We start from the raw sequence: 16,612 nt of genomic DNA, 5'->3' as shown, positions 1-16,612 counted from the left end.
CGCCAACAAAAAAGAGCCGTTCCTGGCGGCCGGCTCCGCGAAGCGGTGTCGCCAGGGACAAACAAAAAAGAGCCCCGAAATCGAGGCTCTTTTCTAATTCGCTTTATTCGCTGTCTTCGTTTGCGGCTGGCGGCACGGCCGGAGCTTCGGCCGGCTCTTCGCGACGCGGCCGGCGAACCGGGCGGCGCAGGAAGGCGGGCTGCTCCTGCTGGTCGATCGAAGCCGCAGCTTGCGGCGCTGAACGTTCCGGACGCTCGGAACGCTCAGGGCGTTCAGACCGCTCTGACCGCTCGGGACGTTCACGTTCGGCAGCCGGAGCCGGTGCCGGAGAAGACGTCGCGACCGACGGCTGGAAACTTCCGCCGTTCGCGGGCTCGCGCTCGGCGCCGTTCGGAGCCCCACTCGGGGCCTGATAGCGCTCGCGACGGCGGAAACCGCCTTCACCCTGATGCGAGTCTCCGTTGCCGTTGTGCTGTGGGCGCCGATCCTCACGGAAGCGACCCTCGCCGCCTTGGCCGTTGCGCTGCTCGTACCGGTCACCGCGGTCGCCCCGGAAATCCTGCCGATCGCCGCGATCACCACGATCATGGCGATTGTTGTTGAACCGCTCGTGGCGCGGCTGGCGATTGTCGTAACGGTTTTGATTATCGAAATTGCGCTGCTGCTGCGGGAAAGGCGGCTGCACGTCCGGCTGGTTACCCTGACCGGCGATAGCCTGCTGTTGGCCCCCGCCGAACTCGTCACCATCCTCATCGCCGAACTCGTCGCTGTCGGCGCCTTCAGGCCCGGCAAGCGAATGCGTCCGCGCGGCGCCGTTCCCCATCGGGTCCACGCCGCCCTGCTGCGCCATCTGCTCGCGATAGCCCAGGATGATGCGATTATAATGCTCGGCGTGCTGGAGATAGTTCTCAGCGAGCACCGGATCGCCCGACGACAGCGCATCGCGCGCCAGGCTGATGTACTTCTCGGCGATATGCGAGGGCGTACCGCGAATCTTCACGTCGGGCCCCGAACTCTCGAAGCTGCGCATCAGAGGATTTTGCGATTTGCGGTTATTATTATTGTTGTTGTTTCGTCCGCGACCGCGACGGTTCTGTTGACCTTGCCTCATGGGCTCCCGTTCATGCTTGTTGGTATTGCCATCTGCGCACGCCAATTTCCCGGGGCGACGCCCTGGATCCTTCGATCCAATTCAAAAAAGCTGTCTCTTAACGTCACCACAGTCCTATGGATCGTGCCCCATGGATCCGATCAAGACGGATCACACCAAGGATCGCAGCCCAAGCTCTCGCCCCCACGGCCTCGGGCAAAATCGCAGTCATCCCAATCATCACGCCAGCAAAGATACTAGAGCCGCCTCAAAGGAGCTTGCCCAGCACATATGCCGAGAAGGATAAGCCCGACACTCGCCAATCAACGGACAGAGGGGTCCGCGAAAGTTTGTGCTGATGATCTGAGATGGGAAGGCCGGCTCGGTAACCGCTCTAGCGGTATATTGGCCAGGCACATCCGATCAAACTCTTCGGCCCGGATATTACCCCGGAAACGTAATTCCGCAAATAGAAATGATCGCTTGGGTTAGAGATGTATCTCCAGCGCAACAGCGCGCGTATGGCCACCCAAATCCTGACGTCGCCCAATGGGTTGCGCCCCGGATTTTGAGAAAATGTCTTCAACCGCTTCGGCCTGTGTCGCGCCGATTTCCAGAACCACCAGGCAAGACGCCTGCAATTCCATGATATTTCGGGCGATATCACGGTAAACGCGAAGCCCGTCGTCGCCGCCATCGAGAGCCAGCACCGGATCGAAGTCCTTCACGTCCGGCTCGAGACCAGCGATCTCTTCCGTGGATATATAGGGTGGATTCGAAATCACAAGGTCGAACGGCCCCGGACAACCGTCGAGACCAGTTGTCGCAACAAACTGAATTCGATCCACAACCCCGTGGGCTTCCGCATTCCGGCGCGCGACGGCCAGAGCCGCCGGGCTGATATCCGTTGCCAACCCGCGCGCATTCGGCAGCTCGGCCAGCAGCGTGACGATCAGAATGCCAGAGCCCGTCCCGATGTCTGCGATCGACAGCGGCGCTTCCGCCAACCCGCGGCCCTTGACCAGATCGAGCGCCAGCTCGACGACGACTTCGGTATCGGGACGCGGATCGAGAACGTCCGGCGTCACAATGAAATCCCGCCCGTAAAAACCTCGGCGTCCGAGAATGCGCGAGACGGGTTCGTGCGCTGCCCGCCGGGCTGCTGCATCCCTGAGGAGGCCAGCGGCGTCCCCAAGTGGGCGCCCCGATCCCGTCAGCAATTGAGCGCCATCGAGCCCGAGCAGCCCTTGCATCAGAAAGCGCGCATCCCGCTGCGGCGTATCGAGCCCGGCCTCGATCAGCGTTCGCGTCAGCAGGCTCAACGCCTCGGCGAGACTCATCTCTGGCCGGAAGCCGGACGCCGCCCCGTTATCAGCGCGCGCAGCCGGCGTCGTCATGCTGCGCTCAATTCGGCGAGCATCGTCGCCTGATGATCGGTGATCAAAGCATCGATCAGCTCGTCGAGCCCGTTGCCCGTCATCACTTCATCGAGATTGTAGAGCGTCAGGTTGATCCGATGGTCGGTAACCCGCCCCTGCGGAAAGTTGTACGTCCGGATGCGCTGCGAGCGATCGCCCGATCCGACCTGTGATTTACGCGCGTCTGAGCGTTCGGTCGCCGCGCGCTCGCGTTCCATCTCGTAAATGCGCGATTTCAGAACCGCCATCGCAAGACGCCGGTTTTGATGCTGCGATTTTTCTGCGGAAACAACGACGATTCCGGTCGGAATATGCGTCATGCGCACGGCGCTGTCCGTTTTGTTGACGTGCTGGCCACCGGCGCCGCCAGCACGCATCGTATCGATACGGATGTCTTCGGGTCGGATGTCGACGTCGAGTTCCTCGGCCTCCGGCAGCACCGCAACGGTCGCGGCCGAGGTGTGAATGCGCCCACTCGCCTCTGTCGCCGGAACGCGCTGCACACGATGCACACCGGACTCGAACTTCAATCGCGCGAAAACGCCCGAGCCCGTGATCGACGCGATGATTTCCTTGTAGCCGCCAAGATCGTTTTCGGACGCCGAGATGATCTCGGTCTTCCAGCCGTGCAGATCGGCATAGCGCGTGTACATGCGGAAAAGATCGGCCGCGAACAACGCCGCCTCATCACCACCCGTTCCGGCGCGGACTTCCAGGATGGCGCTCTTTTCGTCGGCCGCGTCCTTCGGCAGCAGCGCGATGCGCAGCTGTTGCTCCAGCTCCGTGATCCGCTCGGCAAGCGACGCCCGCTCCGCATAGGCGAGATCGACCATTTCCTTGTCGGCCGACGGATCATTGATCATCTGTTCGAGATCCGCGCTCTCGGCCTCGGCTTTACGCAACGCATCGATTTGAGCGACGACCGGTCCGAGTTCGGAAAACTCCTTCGAGAGCTTCACAAATTCCGCCTGCGGAACCCCGTGGTTCATCAGGTCCTGGATGGCCATATAGCGTTCGGATAGACGGTCGAGTTTATCGCGCGGCAGAGCTGACATTGAGTCCGATGTTTTTATGAATAGCGAGCCGCGAAAAAAGCGGCCGAAAGAGGTGGCGACGGCGATTGAGCCCATCGCCACGCCTCAGGCACGGGTATCTACTACGAACCGCTGCCGATCTGCAATTTATCCGCCCGGCGCGTTTCCGGATCGTCAACTTCGATATAGCGCATGCCGTCCCGGATCGGGCCGTAGTGCTCCTGCATGTAGCCGCTGACCCACTGCACGGCCACCGAAAACGGCTGCGAGATCGTAGCAAATATCGACGAATGCATCATAAGCAGCAGCAGAGCGAGCGGCAGCGAAAGGGCATAAACGGCCCGCTGCGGACGTTCCCGAACCCGGTGCAGCGCTTCCTGCGGCAGACGCCGCGCCCCGCTCGCGATGACCGATCCGGCCCGTAACAGGTTCCGGCTCGAAACTGCGAGCCCTGACCGGGCGATATCCGGCTCCTGATCGGAAACGTGCACCGGCTGCTGTGGCCTTGGCCGAGGTGGGAAGCCACCATGGCCCTGGAACATCAAGCCCTGCTGAGGGATCGAGCTTTGCTGCGGCATTGCCCCCTGTAGCGGCGAATACCCTTGCGGCGGGTCGTAAGGCTCGTGCCGACCGTGATCGTACGGCTGCTGAGGAGCCGCATATGCCTGCGGCTGAACCGCCGGCTGTTGAAAAAACGGCTGCTGCTGAAAATACGACGTCGGCTCGCGGAAATGCACATCTGGCGTGGGCGCCGGAAGCTGATTTGCGGTCGGCGCCGCGCGGACGGAAAGCTGCGTGAACAGCGTCCCGATGGCATTCAGAACCGGCCGTCCATTGACGCCCGCCATCGACGTATAAGTCATGATGATGGCCGACGTTTCCTGCCACTGCGGCAGGTACTCGACCTGCCCCGTCTCCAGCGCTTCGACAACTTCCGGTCGAACCGCGAGATAATGAGCTGCCTGCGGCACCGTCAGCCGCAGCGCCTGCCGCAAATCGATAAAAAATCGCGCAATTAGCGCTCGGCTTTCCGCCTGAGCCTGCACCGACGCCGTTGGCACTGGTGCTTCGAAACGGCTATGCCCCTGCCGCTCGTACTCATGACTTCCAACCGAAACGTTCCGCCCAACGCTTCGACGCATACCCTCTACCCGGCAAAACGCGCCGGTCCCCGATGTTAAGGATATTGTCGGCTAAAAATCCTTATTTGTCAAAGCCTCCGTGCGTCGTTGGGGAGGAGCTGTTAACCGTCGAGCGCGACGTGTTCCGTTTCTGCGAACTGCTGCAAGGACATGCGCACGTCCTTCGCACCCTCTTTCAAAAGATCGTCGAGGAAAGCGGTCACCTTCGCGGCGTCGAGCGACAGCACCATGGACTTGATAGGGCCGATGGAGGCCGGCGCCATCGACAGCGACCGGAAGCCGAGACCAATCAGCGTCAGGGCTTCGAGCGGGCTGCCTGCCATCTCGCCGCATAGTGTCACCGGCACGTTGTGCGCGCTGGCAGCCGTCATGAGCGACTTCAGCGCCCGGAGCGGTGCTGGCGCCAGCACATCGAAGCGGCTCGCCACCCGCGCATTGGTGCGGTCTGCGGCAAACAGGAACTGCATCAGATCGTTCGAGCCGACCGACACGAAATCGACCCGCGACAGAAACGCATCGAGCTCGAACAGAAGTGCAGGCACTTCGAACATCGCCCCGACGAGAATGATCTGCGGCAGGGGATGGCCGTGCTCCGTCAGAAATGCCTTCTCGCGCTCGATCAGCGCACGGATGGCCCCCAGCTCATACGTCGCCGAAACCATCGGGATCATCACCCGCAGCTCACGCCCTGCCGCCGCCTTGAGCAAGGCCCGCACCTGTAGCCGGAACAATTCCGGCCGGTCGAGCGCCATGCGGATCGCCCGCCACCCCATCGACGGGTTTTCTTCCTTCGGCTGACGAAGGTAGGGAAGCACCTTGTCGCCGCCGATATCGAGCGTGCGAAACACGACGGGCTTGCCGCGGGCTTCGTCCATCACCGCCTTGTAGAGCTGCGTCTGCCGGTCGAGGCGTGGGAACGACTCCGACAGCATGAACTGCAATTCGGTGCGATAGAGCCCGATGCCGTCCGCACCGGCTTCGTCTAGATGCGGCAGATCGACGAGCAGACCCGCATTCATCATCAGCGCAATCGGCACGCCATCCTTGGTGATCGCCGGGCGATCGCGCAGCGACTGATAGCGCTTCTGCCGGCGCGCGCGAAACCGCACTTTGTCAGAATAAGCCGAGATCACTTCGGCCGTCGGCCGCAGATGCACTTCACCCGCAACAGCATCGACGATCGCCGCATCGCCCGCAGAGACGCGATCGACGATTCCCGCGGCCTGCCCGATTGCGGCGATGCCGAGCGCCTTCGCTACAACCGCAACGTGGCTTTGGCTCGACCCGTCTTCGACGACGAGCCCTCTGAGCCTGCTGCGATCGTAATCGAGTAGTTCTGCCGGTCCCATCGTTCGCGCAACAAGGATCGTATCGGGCGGGAGGCCGCCGTCATCTTCCGAACTCTTGAGCCGCCCCGCGAGCACGCGCAGTAGCCGGTCGGAAAGATCATCGAGATCACGCTGGCGCTCGCGCCAATAGGTGTCGTGCTGGCGCAGCATGCGCGTGCGCATCGCATTCTGAACTCGTTCGACGGCCGCCTCAGCCGTCAGCCCGCCTTCGACGGCTTCGCGCAGTCGCCGGTGCCAGCCCTTGTCATGCGCGAACATGCGATAGGCTTCGAGCACATCGCGATGCTCGCCGATGTTCGACAAATGCTCATGATCAAACATCTCATCGATGTTCAACTGCAGCTTTTCGAGCGCGAGCGACAGCCGCTCCAATTCGAGCGCCGGATTTTCCGCCATCAACTGCGTCACGACGATGCGCGGCTCGTGCAGCACCACATGCCCGAGCGCGATACCGTCCGAGATGGGTTCGCCCTCGATGACGAGCGGTTGCGAGCGCGAGGCTTCGATGGCCGCGACTGTCCCCGCCACGGCGCCAGAGACGAGATTTTCCGCGATCACCATCGCGGTCGCCTGCATCACCTCAACATCTTCGTCGGAATATTCGCGCGGCGTCCGGTTCTGGATGACGAGCACGCCAAGCACCTGCCCCGACCGCGCGATCGGCACGGCGAGCAGAGAATGATAAATTTCTTCACCTGTTTCCGGCCGGTAGGAGAACGCCGGATGGCTCGACGCTTCCGGTTCGTTGACGGTCACGCCAAGCTCGGCAGCGCGTCCCACGAGACCCTCGCCGCGCTTCAGTCGCGTCGTATGCACCGCACTCGGATTGAGGCCTTCGGTCGCGAAAAGTTCGAGTGAGCCATCTTGCCGCTTCAGATAGATCGAGCAAACCTCGGCGACCATGACGCCGGAAATCTGCCGCACGATACGATCGAGCTTTTCCTGGCCCTCGCCGCCATCGGACATGATCTCGCGCAGATGGCGCATGATGACCCGAAGCGAGGTCTCGCTTGGTAAAGGTCTCGGATCGTCGCGCCGCACCATCTTGCCTTGCCCATTCGTCTCGCCGGCAAAACTACTCCGGCAAATGCACCTTAGTCACAAAGAGACGGGGCTGGTAAGAGCGCCCGGCCTCTAGTCGTTGTCGAGCCCGTAGGCCGAGTGCAACGCACGAACCGCGAGTTCGGCGTAGGCTGCATCGATCAGAACACTGACCTTGATCTCAGACGTCGAGATCGCGTGAATGTTGATGCCCTTTTCCGAGAGCGTCTTGAACATCTGCGCTGCAACGCCCGCATGGCTGCGCATGCCGACGCCGATGACCGAAATCTTTACGACGTCTGCCGAGCTTTTGACGTCGACGTGGCCGATGTCGGTCTTCGCCTGTTTCAAGACTTCAAGCGTGCGCGGCAGCTCGGCCGCCTGCACGGTAAACGTCATATCCGTATGCTTGCCGTCCGGCGTGATGTTCTGCACGATCATATCGACGTTGATATTCGCATCTGCGAGCGGTCCGAAGATGCGCGCGGCGATGCCCGGTTTGTCGTCGACATTCAGAAGCGTAACTTTCGCTTCGTCTTTCGCATAGGCGATGCCGCTTACGACCTGCTGTTCCACGATCTCATCCTCGTCGCATACGATGGTGCCGATATTCTCGATATTATCGGCTCTGAAGGGTTGCATGGCGTCCGGCGCTACGAAGCTCGACAGTACCCGAGTCTTGACCTTGTAGACCATTGCCAGCTCGACAGACCGCGTCTGCAGGACCTTCGAGCCGAGCGACGCCATTTCGAGCATCTCTTCGTAGGAAATTTTCGCAAGCCGTTTCGCTTTGGAAACGATGCGCGGGTCCGTTGTGTAAACGCCGTCAACGTCGGTGTAGATATCGCAAACGTCGGCTTCGAGCGCGACGGCGATCGCGACCGCACTCGTGTCCGAGCCGCCCCGGCCGAGCGTTGCGATCCTGTTCTCGGTGGGCTCGATGCCCTGAAAGCCGGTGACGACGGCAATCTCGCCGCCTTCGATCCGCGATTTGATCTCGGCGCCTGGGATATCGAGAATTCGCGCCGCACCATGCGCCGTATCGGTCTTCACCGGAACCTGCCAGCCGGTCCACGACCGCGCGTGCAGGCCCATCGCCTGCAACGTGATGGCGAGAAGCCCCGCCGTCACCTGCTCGCCGGTGGCGACGACGGCATCGTATTCCCGCGCATCGTAAAGCGGAGAGGCTTCCTTGACCCAGGCAACGAGCTGGTTCGTCACCCCGGCCATGGCTGAGACGACGACTGCGACCTTGTTGCCGGCGTCGACCTCGCGCTTCACGTGACGTGCGACGTTCTGGATGCGCTCGATGTTGGCGACCGACGTGCCGCCAAATTTCATGACTACGGTCGCCATTCTCGAAGCGCTTCCCTTGGCCTGTGCATGCCCGCACGGCCCCTGGCATGGGTCTGACGAGCATTAAGATTTGGATTGAGTCCGGCGCTTATTAGCGGCTCGCGAGCCCCCCGGCAACAACCGAAAATTGACCCATCCGGGACAATAGCTTGACAAGATGACCGCCGGGTTGACGTGTATGGCGGAAGACGGAGACGACAATGACCGCAACGCAGCAATCCGACGCCGGTAAACGCACCCTCGATACCGAAGAGGTCGAGCGCTTTTCCCGCATGGCCACCGAATGGTGGGACCCACGTGGAAAATTCCGCCCTTTGCACCAGATCGGGCCGCCGCGGCTGTCATTCATCCGCGATAGCGCCGTCGAACGCTTCGGCCGCGATCCCAAGGCCCTCCGGCCCCTCACCGGCTTGACGGCCGTCGATATCGGCTGCGGCGGTGGCCTCGTCGCGGAACCTTTGGCACGCATGGGCGCAACCGTCACTGCCATCGACCCGTCGGAAAAGAACATCGCCATCGCGAAATCGCACGCCGAAGGTCAGGGCATCGCCATCGACTATCGTGCCGTGCGCGTCGAAGACCTCGTCGCCGAAGGCCGCACGTTCGATATCGTCACCTGCCTCGAAGTTGTAGAGCACGTCCCAGACCCGGCGAAATTCATCGGCGAATGCGTGAGCCTCGTCGCGCCCGGCGGCCTCGGCGTGTTCTCGACGATGAACCGCACCTTCAAGGCCTGGGCGCTCGCCATCGTCGGCGCCGAGTATGTGCTCGGCTGGCTACCGCGCGGAACGCACCAGTGGGACCGCTTTATCACCCCGGCCGAGCTGGCCGGTTACGTCAAAGCCGCGGGGCTCGACGATGTCCGGTTCGAAGGCATCACGTATAATCCGCTGCAGGATTCCTGGTCGCGCAATCCGAATACGGACGTGAACTATCTGATGTCGGCACGGAAACCGAAACCATCGTGACGGCGCTCGCCCACTCGGCGACGCATTGAGAGGGGGAAGGTGCGATGTTTCCAATCGGGGACGATGATTCGCAGGTCCGCATTTCGCCCATCGTTACGACGGCGCTTATCGTCGTCAACGTGCTTTTCTTCCTGATCGAGCTGAACGGCGGCAACGAGTTCATTCAGCGCTGGTCGTTCATCCCGAGTCGCTTCGCCGAAGATCCCGCGTCGAACTGGCCGACCATCTTCACCGCCATGTTCATGCACGGCGGCTGGATGCACCTGTTCGGCAACATGCTCTATCTCTACATCTTCGGCGACAACGTCGAAGAAAACTTCGGACATGTGAAGTATCTGGCGTTCTACCTGATCGCCGGTATCGCAGCGACATTCGCTCAGTTCTATTTCAATCCGCACTCGAACATTCCCAACGTCGGCGCTTCGGGCGCGATCGCCGGTGTGCTCGGTGCTTACCTGCTTCTATTCCCGCAGGCTCGCGTCGATGTGCTTGTCGCGCGGGCCGTCATGTCGATGCCGGCGCTGATCGTGATCGGCTTCTGGTTCGTGCTTCAGCTCTTCAGCGGCGTCGGCTCCATTGCCCATACCGATGAAACTGCCGACGCCGGCGGCGTCGCTTACATGGCGCATGTCGGCGGCTTCGTTGCCGGTCTCGCGATTGCGCTGCTCTTCAGAGGCCGCGGCGGCCCGCCAAGAACCGCCTGAGCACCACCCCTGAAAAAAGCGAAAAAGGGCCGGAACAGAGTTCCGACCCTTCTAAAACTGCACCCAAAAGCGAGCTGTTAGATGTTCCGCGCCATCCGCTGACGCATCGGGCGTAGAACGGCAAGCGCGAGAATCGCCGCGAGAATGTTCATGCCGGCCGCCGTATAGAACACGGCATGCCAGTTGCCCGTCGCCTGTGTCAGCAGACTGGAAAACGGCACGAGCAGCGACGCGGTGCCCTTGGCAGTATAGAGCAGGCCCGCATTCGTCGTTGCGAACTTCGAGCCGAAGGTGTCGCCGCACGTTGCCGGGAAAAGGCTGTAGATCTCACCCCACGCAAAGAACACCAGCCCCGTCAGCACCACGAACAGGATCGGATCGTGCCCCATGCGCGCCAGCGCCAGCAGGCCGACGCCCTCAATGCCGAACGCGATGAACATTGTCGTTTCGCGGCCGATTTTGTCCGACACCCAGCCGAAGAACGGACGCGTGACGCCGTTGAGAATGCGGTCGAGCGACAGCGCGAACGTGAGCGCCGGAAGCGTAATGCCGACGAGGGACACCGGAACATCTGCAACCTTGAAGTCCTTCGCGATGGGCGCGAGCTGCGCCGTCGCCATCAGGCCGCCCGCCGCCATCATCACAAACATCAAATACATGATCCAGAAGACCGGTGTCTTCAGCATCTCAGTCGGTGCGAACGACCGCTTGGCCGAAAGCAGCTCGACGCGCGCACCGAACTGATCCTTCGACGGCGACCGCAATAGGAACGACACAAGAATGATGACGATGCCCTGCAGCAGACCGAAATAAAGAAACGCCGCTTCGTATCCCTGCGATGCGATCACGATCGAGATTGGAATAATCGTCAGTGCCGAGCCCATGCCGAAGCCGGCTGCCGTCACACCGGCCGCCAAACCGCGACGATCCGGAAACCATTTGAGCGCATTGCCGACGCACGTGCCGTAAACACACCCTGCGCCGATACCGCCGATGGCCTGCGCGACATAGAGCATCGCCAGCGAGTCCGCCTGCGAGTTCAAAAGCCACGATAGGCCGATCATGATGCCGCCGACCAGGACGAGCGGCCGCGGCCCGAGGCGATCTTCAAGATAGCCTTCGAAGGGAATGAGCCACGTCTCGGTCAGAATGAAGATGGTGAACGCCCACTGGATCGCCGCCATCTCCCAGCCGAACTTGGCGTGAAGCGGATTGACGAAGAGCGTCCAACCATATTGCAGGTTGGCGATCATCGTCATGCACAGCACCCCCAGCGCGAGCTGCGCCCACCGTCCGGTGGTTGACGTCGCAATGCCAGAAGCCGGAGCGCGCGACTCCGTTTGAATAGTCATCCTTGGCAGTCCCCTCGGGCTTGTAATTCTTTTTCATTTCGCACTAAAAGCGCCCAACCATAAAACGTGAAAAATCACGTTCGACAAGTGCAGCATTAAAGCTAAGCGCCAACAAAGTTTTTTGCTGCACCGCCACACAGAAATCGAGGGACGAAGTTCGATGAAAATTTGCGTCGTCGGCGCAGGCGGAATCGGTGGCCTGCTCGCCGCGCGGCTTGCGCAATCGGGCGAAGATGTAACCGTGATCGCCCGCGGCCCGCACCTTGCGGCGATCCGCGCCAATGGCCTCAAACTGATCGAAGAGGACGGTAGCGAGAGCGTTTCTCGCATTGCCGCAACAGATAAGATCGCCGACGTTTCCGAACAGGATCTCGTTATCCTCGGAATGAAGGCACATCAGGTCGCAGCCGTCGTGCGCGATCTTCCCGCGATGTATGGTCGCGACACGGCCGTGCTCACCGCCCAGAACGGCATTCCGTGGTGGTACTTCATGCGCGTCAGCGGGCCGCACGAAAACCATCGCTTGGAAAGCGTCGATCCCGGTGGCGTGGTCGCAGATAATCTGCCTGCTGAGCGTGTTCTTGGCAGTGTGGTGTATCCCGCGGCCGAAATCGCCGAGCCGGGGGTAATTAAGCATATCGAAGGCAACCGGTTCTCGATTGCCGAAATCGATAATTCGAAAACCGAGCGCGTCACCCGCGTTTCGGAGGCGTTGCAGAAAGCCGGTTTCAAAGCCCCGGTCGTCTCCGACATTCGCGCCGAGATCTGGACGAAACTCTGGGGCAATCTGAGCTTCAATCCAATCAGCGCACTGACGCATGCGACGCTGGAAGATATCTGCAAATATCAGCCGACCCGCGATGCCGCTGCCCGCATGATGAGGGAAGCCCAGGCCGTCGGCGAAGCACTCGGCATTCGCTTCCGCATCCCGCTCGAAAAGCGCATTGCAGGCGCCGAAGCCGTCGGGCCACACAAGACGTCGATGCTGCAGGACATCGAAGCCGGTCGCGGCATCGAAGCCGACGCACTGATCGGCTCGGTGATAGAGCTCGGTCAGGTCGCAAACGTTCCGACGCCACAGATCGAAACGATCTATGCCTGCGTGAAATTGCTTTCCGCGACCTTATCGCGCGAAGGCGGACGATTGAGAGTTGAAAAGGCCTGACAACGCCGCCGACGGCACAGGCACCGGAGATATGAGAACGACGATGGCAACACCCACGACACTGCATGAGCTTCTGAATGCCGGAGACGGCCGAGCGCCGGCCATCCGGGCGTCCGGCATCGAAGCGCTGACCTACGCCGGCTTTCGCGACCTTGTGACGCGAACCATCGACAGCCTGAATGCGCTTGGCATCGGCCGCGGCGACCGCGTTGCGATCGTGCTGCCGAACGGCCCCGAGATGGCGACATCCTTCGTTGCAACGGCATCGGCCGCGACGGCCGCGCCGCTCAATCCTTCCTACCGCCACGACGAGTTCGACTTCTACATGTCGGACATCAACACCAAGGCGCTCATCGTCGAGGATGGCAGCACTTCACCCGCAGTCGCCGTTGCGAAAGAGCGCGGCATCATGCTCATCACGCTGAAGCCCGATCCTGCGAGCGGCGCCGGCGCATTCACGCTGTCGGCTGAAACGCCTGCCGAGAAACCAGCTCAGACTGGCCCGGCGCAGAGCGACGACACCGCATTGATCTTGCATACGTCGGGCACGACGTCGCGTCCGAAGATCGTGCCTCTCAGCCATAAGAACGTTGCGGCCTCCGCTGGCAATATCGCCACCGCATTGCAGCTTTCGGCCGGCGACCGCGCCTTGAACATCATGCCGCTGTTTCACATCCACGGTCTGATCGCGGGCGTGCTGGCCCCGCTGTCTCGCGGCGGCTCGATCTTCTGCACGCCGGGCTTCAATGCGCTGAAGTTCTTCCACGCCATGGAAGAGGCGGCGCCGACCTGGTATACTGGCGTCCCGACCATGCATCAGGCAATCCTCTCGCGCGCCAGCCACAACGCCGAGACGATCGCGCGCCACAAGCTGCGCTTCATCCGCTCCTCGTCATCGTCGCTCCCGCCGCAGGTCCTGAGCGAACTCGAAGCGACCTTCGGTGCCCCCGTCGTCGAAGCCTACGGCATGACGGAAGCCTCGCATCAGATGGCGTCGAACCCCATCGGTGGCGTCCGCAAGCCCGGCACGGTCGGCCTGGCCGCCGGACCCGAGGTCGCCATCATGGATACCGAAGGCAATCTCTTGCAGCCCGGCGAAGTCGGCGAAATCGTCATTCGCGGCGACAACGTTACGAGCGGTTACGAGAACAACGCCAAGGCCAACGGCGAAGCCTTCACCAACGGCTGGTTCCGCACCGGCGACCAGGGCACCATCGACGCCGACGGCTACATCACGATAACCGGCCGTCTGAAGGAGATCATCAATCGCGGCGGTGAGAAGGTTTCCCCGCGCGAAGTCGATGAAGTCCTGATGGATCATCCCGCCGTATTGCAGGTCGTGACGTTTGCCGTGCCGCACGACAAGCTCGGCGAAGATGTCGCCGCCGCCGTTGTGCTGCGCGAAGGCCAGGAAGCGACCGAGCGCGAGCTTCGCGACTTCGCGAACGAGCACCTCGCCCATTACAAGGTGCCCCGCAAGATCCTGCTGCTGCCGGAGATCCCCAAGGGCGCGACAGGCAAGCTACAGCGTATCGGCCTGGCCCAGAAGCTTGGCCTCGCCTGACGCGCTAGGGCGATGAAGACAAAGAAAAGCGCCCGGTATCACTGGGCGCTTTTTTATTGTCCGAAGCTGAAGCGGCTGGCGTTAGCGATCGCCCGACTCGAGCTGGCGGCTCATCGCGAGCGCCATCAGCGTGCAGACCGCACCGGAGAGCAGATAGCCGCCCGCCGCCATCAGGCCGAAGTGACTCGACAGCCAGAGCGCAACGAACGGCGCGAACCCGGCGCCGACCAGCCACGCCAAGTCGGTCGTCAACGCCGAGCCGGTATAGCGGTAGATCTTGGCGAAGTTCGAGGCGACGGCGCCCGACGCCTGTCCGAACGACAGACCGAGCAGCGTGAAGCCCAGCACCATGAACACGATCTCACCGACGTCACCGCCGTTGAGGAGCTGCGGAGCGAAACCGCTGAACACCGCGATTACCGCCGCCGTGGCCGAGAGCAGGTTACGACGGCCGACTCGGTCCGCAACGAACCCCGACGCCACGATCGCGAATAGACCGACGATGGCGCCGATGATCTCGATGACGAGGAAGCGCGACGGGCTCTGGGTCGTAAAGAGGAATACCCACGACAGCGGGAACACCGTCACCATGTGAAACAGCGCGAAGCTCGCCAGCGGTGCAAAGGCGCCGATGATAACATGGCGGCCTTCCTTTTGCAGCGTCTCGCCGATCGGCATCGGCTCAAGCTCTTGCTGCTCGAAGTGCTCGATGTATTCCGGTGTATCGACCATGCGCAGACGCGCGAACAGCGCCACGACGTTGATCGCGAAGGCAACGAAGAACGGGTAGCGCCAGCCCCAATCCAGGAAATCTTCGCTCGACAGGTTGGCTGCGAAATAAGCGAACAGCGCGGCCGCGACCATCAGGCCGAGCGGCGCGCCAAGCTGCGGGATCATGGCGTACCAGCCGCGACGATTCTCCGGCGCGTTCATCGCCAGCAGCGACGGCAGACCGTCCCATTCGCCGCCAAGCGCCAGACCCTGGCCGATGCGGAAGATCGCCAGCAGAACGGCGGACGCCAGGCCGATCTGTTCGTAACCCGGCAAGAAGGCAATCGCGACCGTACAGGTTCCGAGCAGGAACAGCGTGAACGTCAGCTTCACCGCGCGCCCGTAATTGCGGTCGAGGGCCATGAACATGACCGTGCCGACCGGACGGGCAATGAACGCCAGCGCGAAGATCGCGAACGAATAGAGCGTCCCGGTCAGGGCATCGAGATGCGGAAAGACGAGCTTCGGAAAAACGATGACCGATGCGATGGCATAAACGAAAAAGTCGAAAAATTCCGAAGTCCGGCCAATGATGACGCCAATGGCGATTTCGCCCGGGCTGACATCGCCGTGCCCGCCATCCGCAGATGCTGTGTTCCGCTCGAACGTGGCTGTGGCTCCACTCATCGGCCGCTCATGCTCCTTGAACCATGCTCTGGCTCTGCGCGCAAAAATATTCGCGAGCCACTCAACGTAGCTTCTGTCCCGGGTTCCCGCCCGAGGGCATTAGGCAAATTGTCCAATGTGCCAATGACGCAGAAAACGGCTTTTCAAAGCTTTTGCCTTGATCCCCGGGGGTTTGCCAAGCCACTTCGGCGCCCGAGGATGCAATGACGTGTGTTTTAGAGGGGAGCGAAGGCCGGTCGAGCGCGCATCCCGGCCCGAGAGGCCGTCAGGATTGAACGCTCAAGACTGCGAACCGGATGCGGGCTTGGTCGCGCCAGTGCCGCGACCTGCGAACCAGCGATGGCGCGGATGCCGCAGCTTGTGAATCCAGAGGCGCAAGCGAGCCCCCAACGACGGTGTGATCTCGATCAGGACGCGACGGCGCTTGCTATAAGCATCTGCGAATGACATGACCCCTCCGAAAATTTCGGATTTGAGCATAGCCCTCGCGCCGTTAAACCGGGGTTCCCCAGATCGCCGGGATTTTATGCATTAGGTACACCGCGCACCGCCGATGTTGCATCAGCAGCCGTGAACAGAAGCCCGGAGTCCCCCACGCTCTATTTGTTCGTTTTGTTGTGCTTGGCTGCCGGCGGCTCCGGCGGAGGAAGCGCCTCGGATCCGCCCGTGCCGCCATCGCCACCATCTTCGTCCTTTAGATCGCGATGGTGCGCATTGCCCCGTTCGATCGGAACAACGGGGGCGGACTCATAGGCCTTCTCGGCCTTTTCCTGAATGCGAATGCTTTCCGGGACGGAATCGGCAAATGCGAGGCTCCCGATCGCCGGGATCGCCAATGCGCCGACCGTCATCAGCAGGGAACCGCGGCGAAGTTTGCGATAACGCTGCATCTTATGCTCCTTGGCCTTTTGCGGCCCCTTCCTGACCTGCGACGAAAATAAACATGTGACCCCAACTTTTCACCCAAATTCCCCAACGGATCGGTCACTTTCATACGTTATTTGGATGACGAACGAACCTGCGCCATTGAT

Annotated in this window: 14 protein-coding genes; 4 read left to right on the top strand and 10 right to left on the bottom strand. The window is 61.6% G+C overall.

Translation table 11 applies throughout. The annotated features are described in order from the left end of the window. Window positions 1-103: 103 nt before the first annotated feature. The 6 genes from HYP802_RS0102800 to HYP802_RS0102770 all read right to left on the bottom strand — a co-directional run bounded on the left by HYP802_RS0102800 (window position 104) and on the right by HYP802_RS0102770 (window position 8,430). The gene (locus HYP802_RS0102800; RefSeq protein ID WP_024275097.1) at window positions 104-1,111 is read right to left on the bottom strand and encodes a DUF4167 domain-containing protein; all 1,008 of its coding nucleotides are present in this window, start codon (window positions 1,109-1,111) and stop codon (window positions 104-106) included. A gap of 467 nt (window positions 1,112-1,578) precedes the next feature. After that, on the bottom strand, window positions 1,579-2,487 hold the full coding sequence (gene prmC / locus HYP802_RS0102795) for a peptide chain release factor N(5)-glutamine methyltransferase (protein WP_013950505.1): 909 nt from the start codon (window positions 2,485-2,487) through the stop codon (window positions 1,579-1,581). Beyond that, the gene (prfA, locus tag HYP802_RS0102790) at window positions 2,484-3,563 is read right to left on the bottom strand and encodes a peptide chain release factor 1 (RefSeq protein WP_024275095.1); all 1,080 of its coding nucleotides are present in this window, start codon (window positions 3,561-3,563) and stop codon (window positions 2,484-2,486) included. The genes prmC and prfA overlap by 4 nt, the downstream gene beginning before the upstream one ends. A 101-nt stretch (window positions 3,564-3,664) precedes the next feature. Next, entirely contained in the window at window positions 3,665-4,684 is a 1,020-nt protein-coding gene (locus HYP802_RS23915) for a helix-turn-helix domain-containing protein (RefSeq protein WP_013950503.1), read from the bottom strand. A gap of 101 nt (window positions 4,685-4,785) precedes the next feature. Further along, a complete protein-coding gene (ptsP, locus tag HYP802_RS0102775) occupies window positions 4,786-7,077 on the bottom strand; it encodes a phosphoenolpyruvate--protein phosphotransferase (protein WP_013950502.1) in 2,292 nt (763 codons plus the stop codon). 90 nt (window positions 7,078-7,167) lie between these two features. Next, the gene (locus HYP802_RS0102770; protein WP_024275093.1) at window positions 7,168-8,430 is read right to left on the bottom strand and encodes an aspartate kinase; all 1,263 of its coding nucleotides are present in this window, start codon (window positions 8,428-8,430) and stop codon (window positions 7,168-7,170) included. Between the two features lie 200 nt (window positions 8,431-8,630). Here HYP802_RS0102770 and ubiG point away from each other — a divergent pair, with 200 nt between their 5' ends. After that, window positions 8,631-9,398: a bifunctional 2-polyprenyl-6-hydroxyphenol methylase/3-demethylubiquinol 3-O-methyltransferase UbiG gene (ubiG, locus tag HYP802_RS0102765; protein WP_013950500.1), complete on the top strand. Its 768-nt coding sequence runs from the start codon at window positions 8,631-8,633 to the stop codon at window positions 9,396-9,398. 44 nt (window positions 9,399-9,442) lie between these two features. Continuing rightward, window positions 9,443-10,102, top strand: coding sequence for a rhomboid family intramembrane serine protease (locus tag HYP802_RS0102760; protein WP_013950499.1), 660 nt, complete (start codon window positions 9,443-9,445; stop codon window positions 10,100-10,102). Between the two features lie 77 nt (window positions 10,103-10,179). Here HYP802_RS0102760 and oxlT read toward each other — a convergent pair whose 3' ends face one another. Then, window positions 10,180-11,454: an oxalate/formate MFS antiporter gene (gene oxlT / locus HYP802_RS0102755; protein WP_013950498.1), complete on the bottom strand. Its 1,275-nt coding sequence runs from the start codon at window positions 11,452-11,454 to the stop codon at window positions 10,180-10,182. A gap of 160 nt (window positions 11,455-11,614) precedes the next feature. On the opposite strand from oxlT, the gene HYP802_RS0102750 reads away from it, so the two are divergent. Continuing rightward, window positions 11,615-12,619 (top strand): 2-dehydropantoate 2-reductase, encoded by a 1,005-nt coding sequence (locus tag HYP802_RS0102750; RefSeq protein ID WP_013950497.1) that lies wholly within the window; start codon window positions 11,615-11,617, stop codon window positions 12,617-12,619. A gap of 43 nt (window positions 12,620-12,662) precedes the next feature. After that, window positions 12,663-14,183 (top strand): acyl--CoA ligase, encoded by a 1,521-nt coding sequence (locus HYP802_RS0102745; RefSeq protein ID WP_024275092.1) that lies wholly within the window; start codon window positions 12,663-12,665, stop codon window positions 14,181-14,183. 81 nt (window positions 14,184-14,264) lie between these two features. Here the strand turns inward: HYP802_RS0102745 and HYP802_RS0102740 are convergent, their stop codons facing one another. The 3 genes from HYP802_RS0102740 to HYP802_RS0102730 form a co-directional block, all read right to left on the bottom strand. Further along, window positions 14,265-15,581, bottom strand: coding sequence for an MFS transporter (locus HYP802_RS0102740; RefSeq protein ID WP_013950495.1), 1,317 nt, complete (start codon window positions 15,579-15,581; stop codon window positions 14,265-14,267). A 279-nt stretch (window positions 15,582-15,860) separates the two neighbouring features. After that, on the bottom strand, window positions 15,861-16,031 hold the full coding sequence (locus HYP802_RS0102735; protein ID WP_013950494.1) for a hypothetical protein: 171 nt from the start codon (window positions 16,029-16,031) through the stop codon (window positions 15,861-15,863). A gap of 149 nt (window positions 16,032-16,180) precedes the next feature. After that, a complete protein-coding gene (locus tag HYP802_RS0102730) occupies window positions 16,181-16,471 on the bottom strand; it encodes a hypothetical protein (protein ID WP_013950493.1) in 291 nt (96 codons plus the stop codon). Window positions 16,472-16,612 lie beyond the last annotated feature (141 nt).

Source organism: Hyphomicrobium sp. 802 (genome assembly GCF_000526135.1).
Taxonomy (GTDB): Bacteria; Pseudomonadota; Alphaproteobacteria; order Rhizobiales; family Hyphomicrobiaceae; genus Hyphomicrobium_B.
Note: the sequence above shows the minus strand (reverse complement) of the source record. Positions and strands in the feature narration are given on the sequence as shown.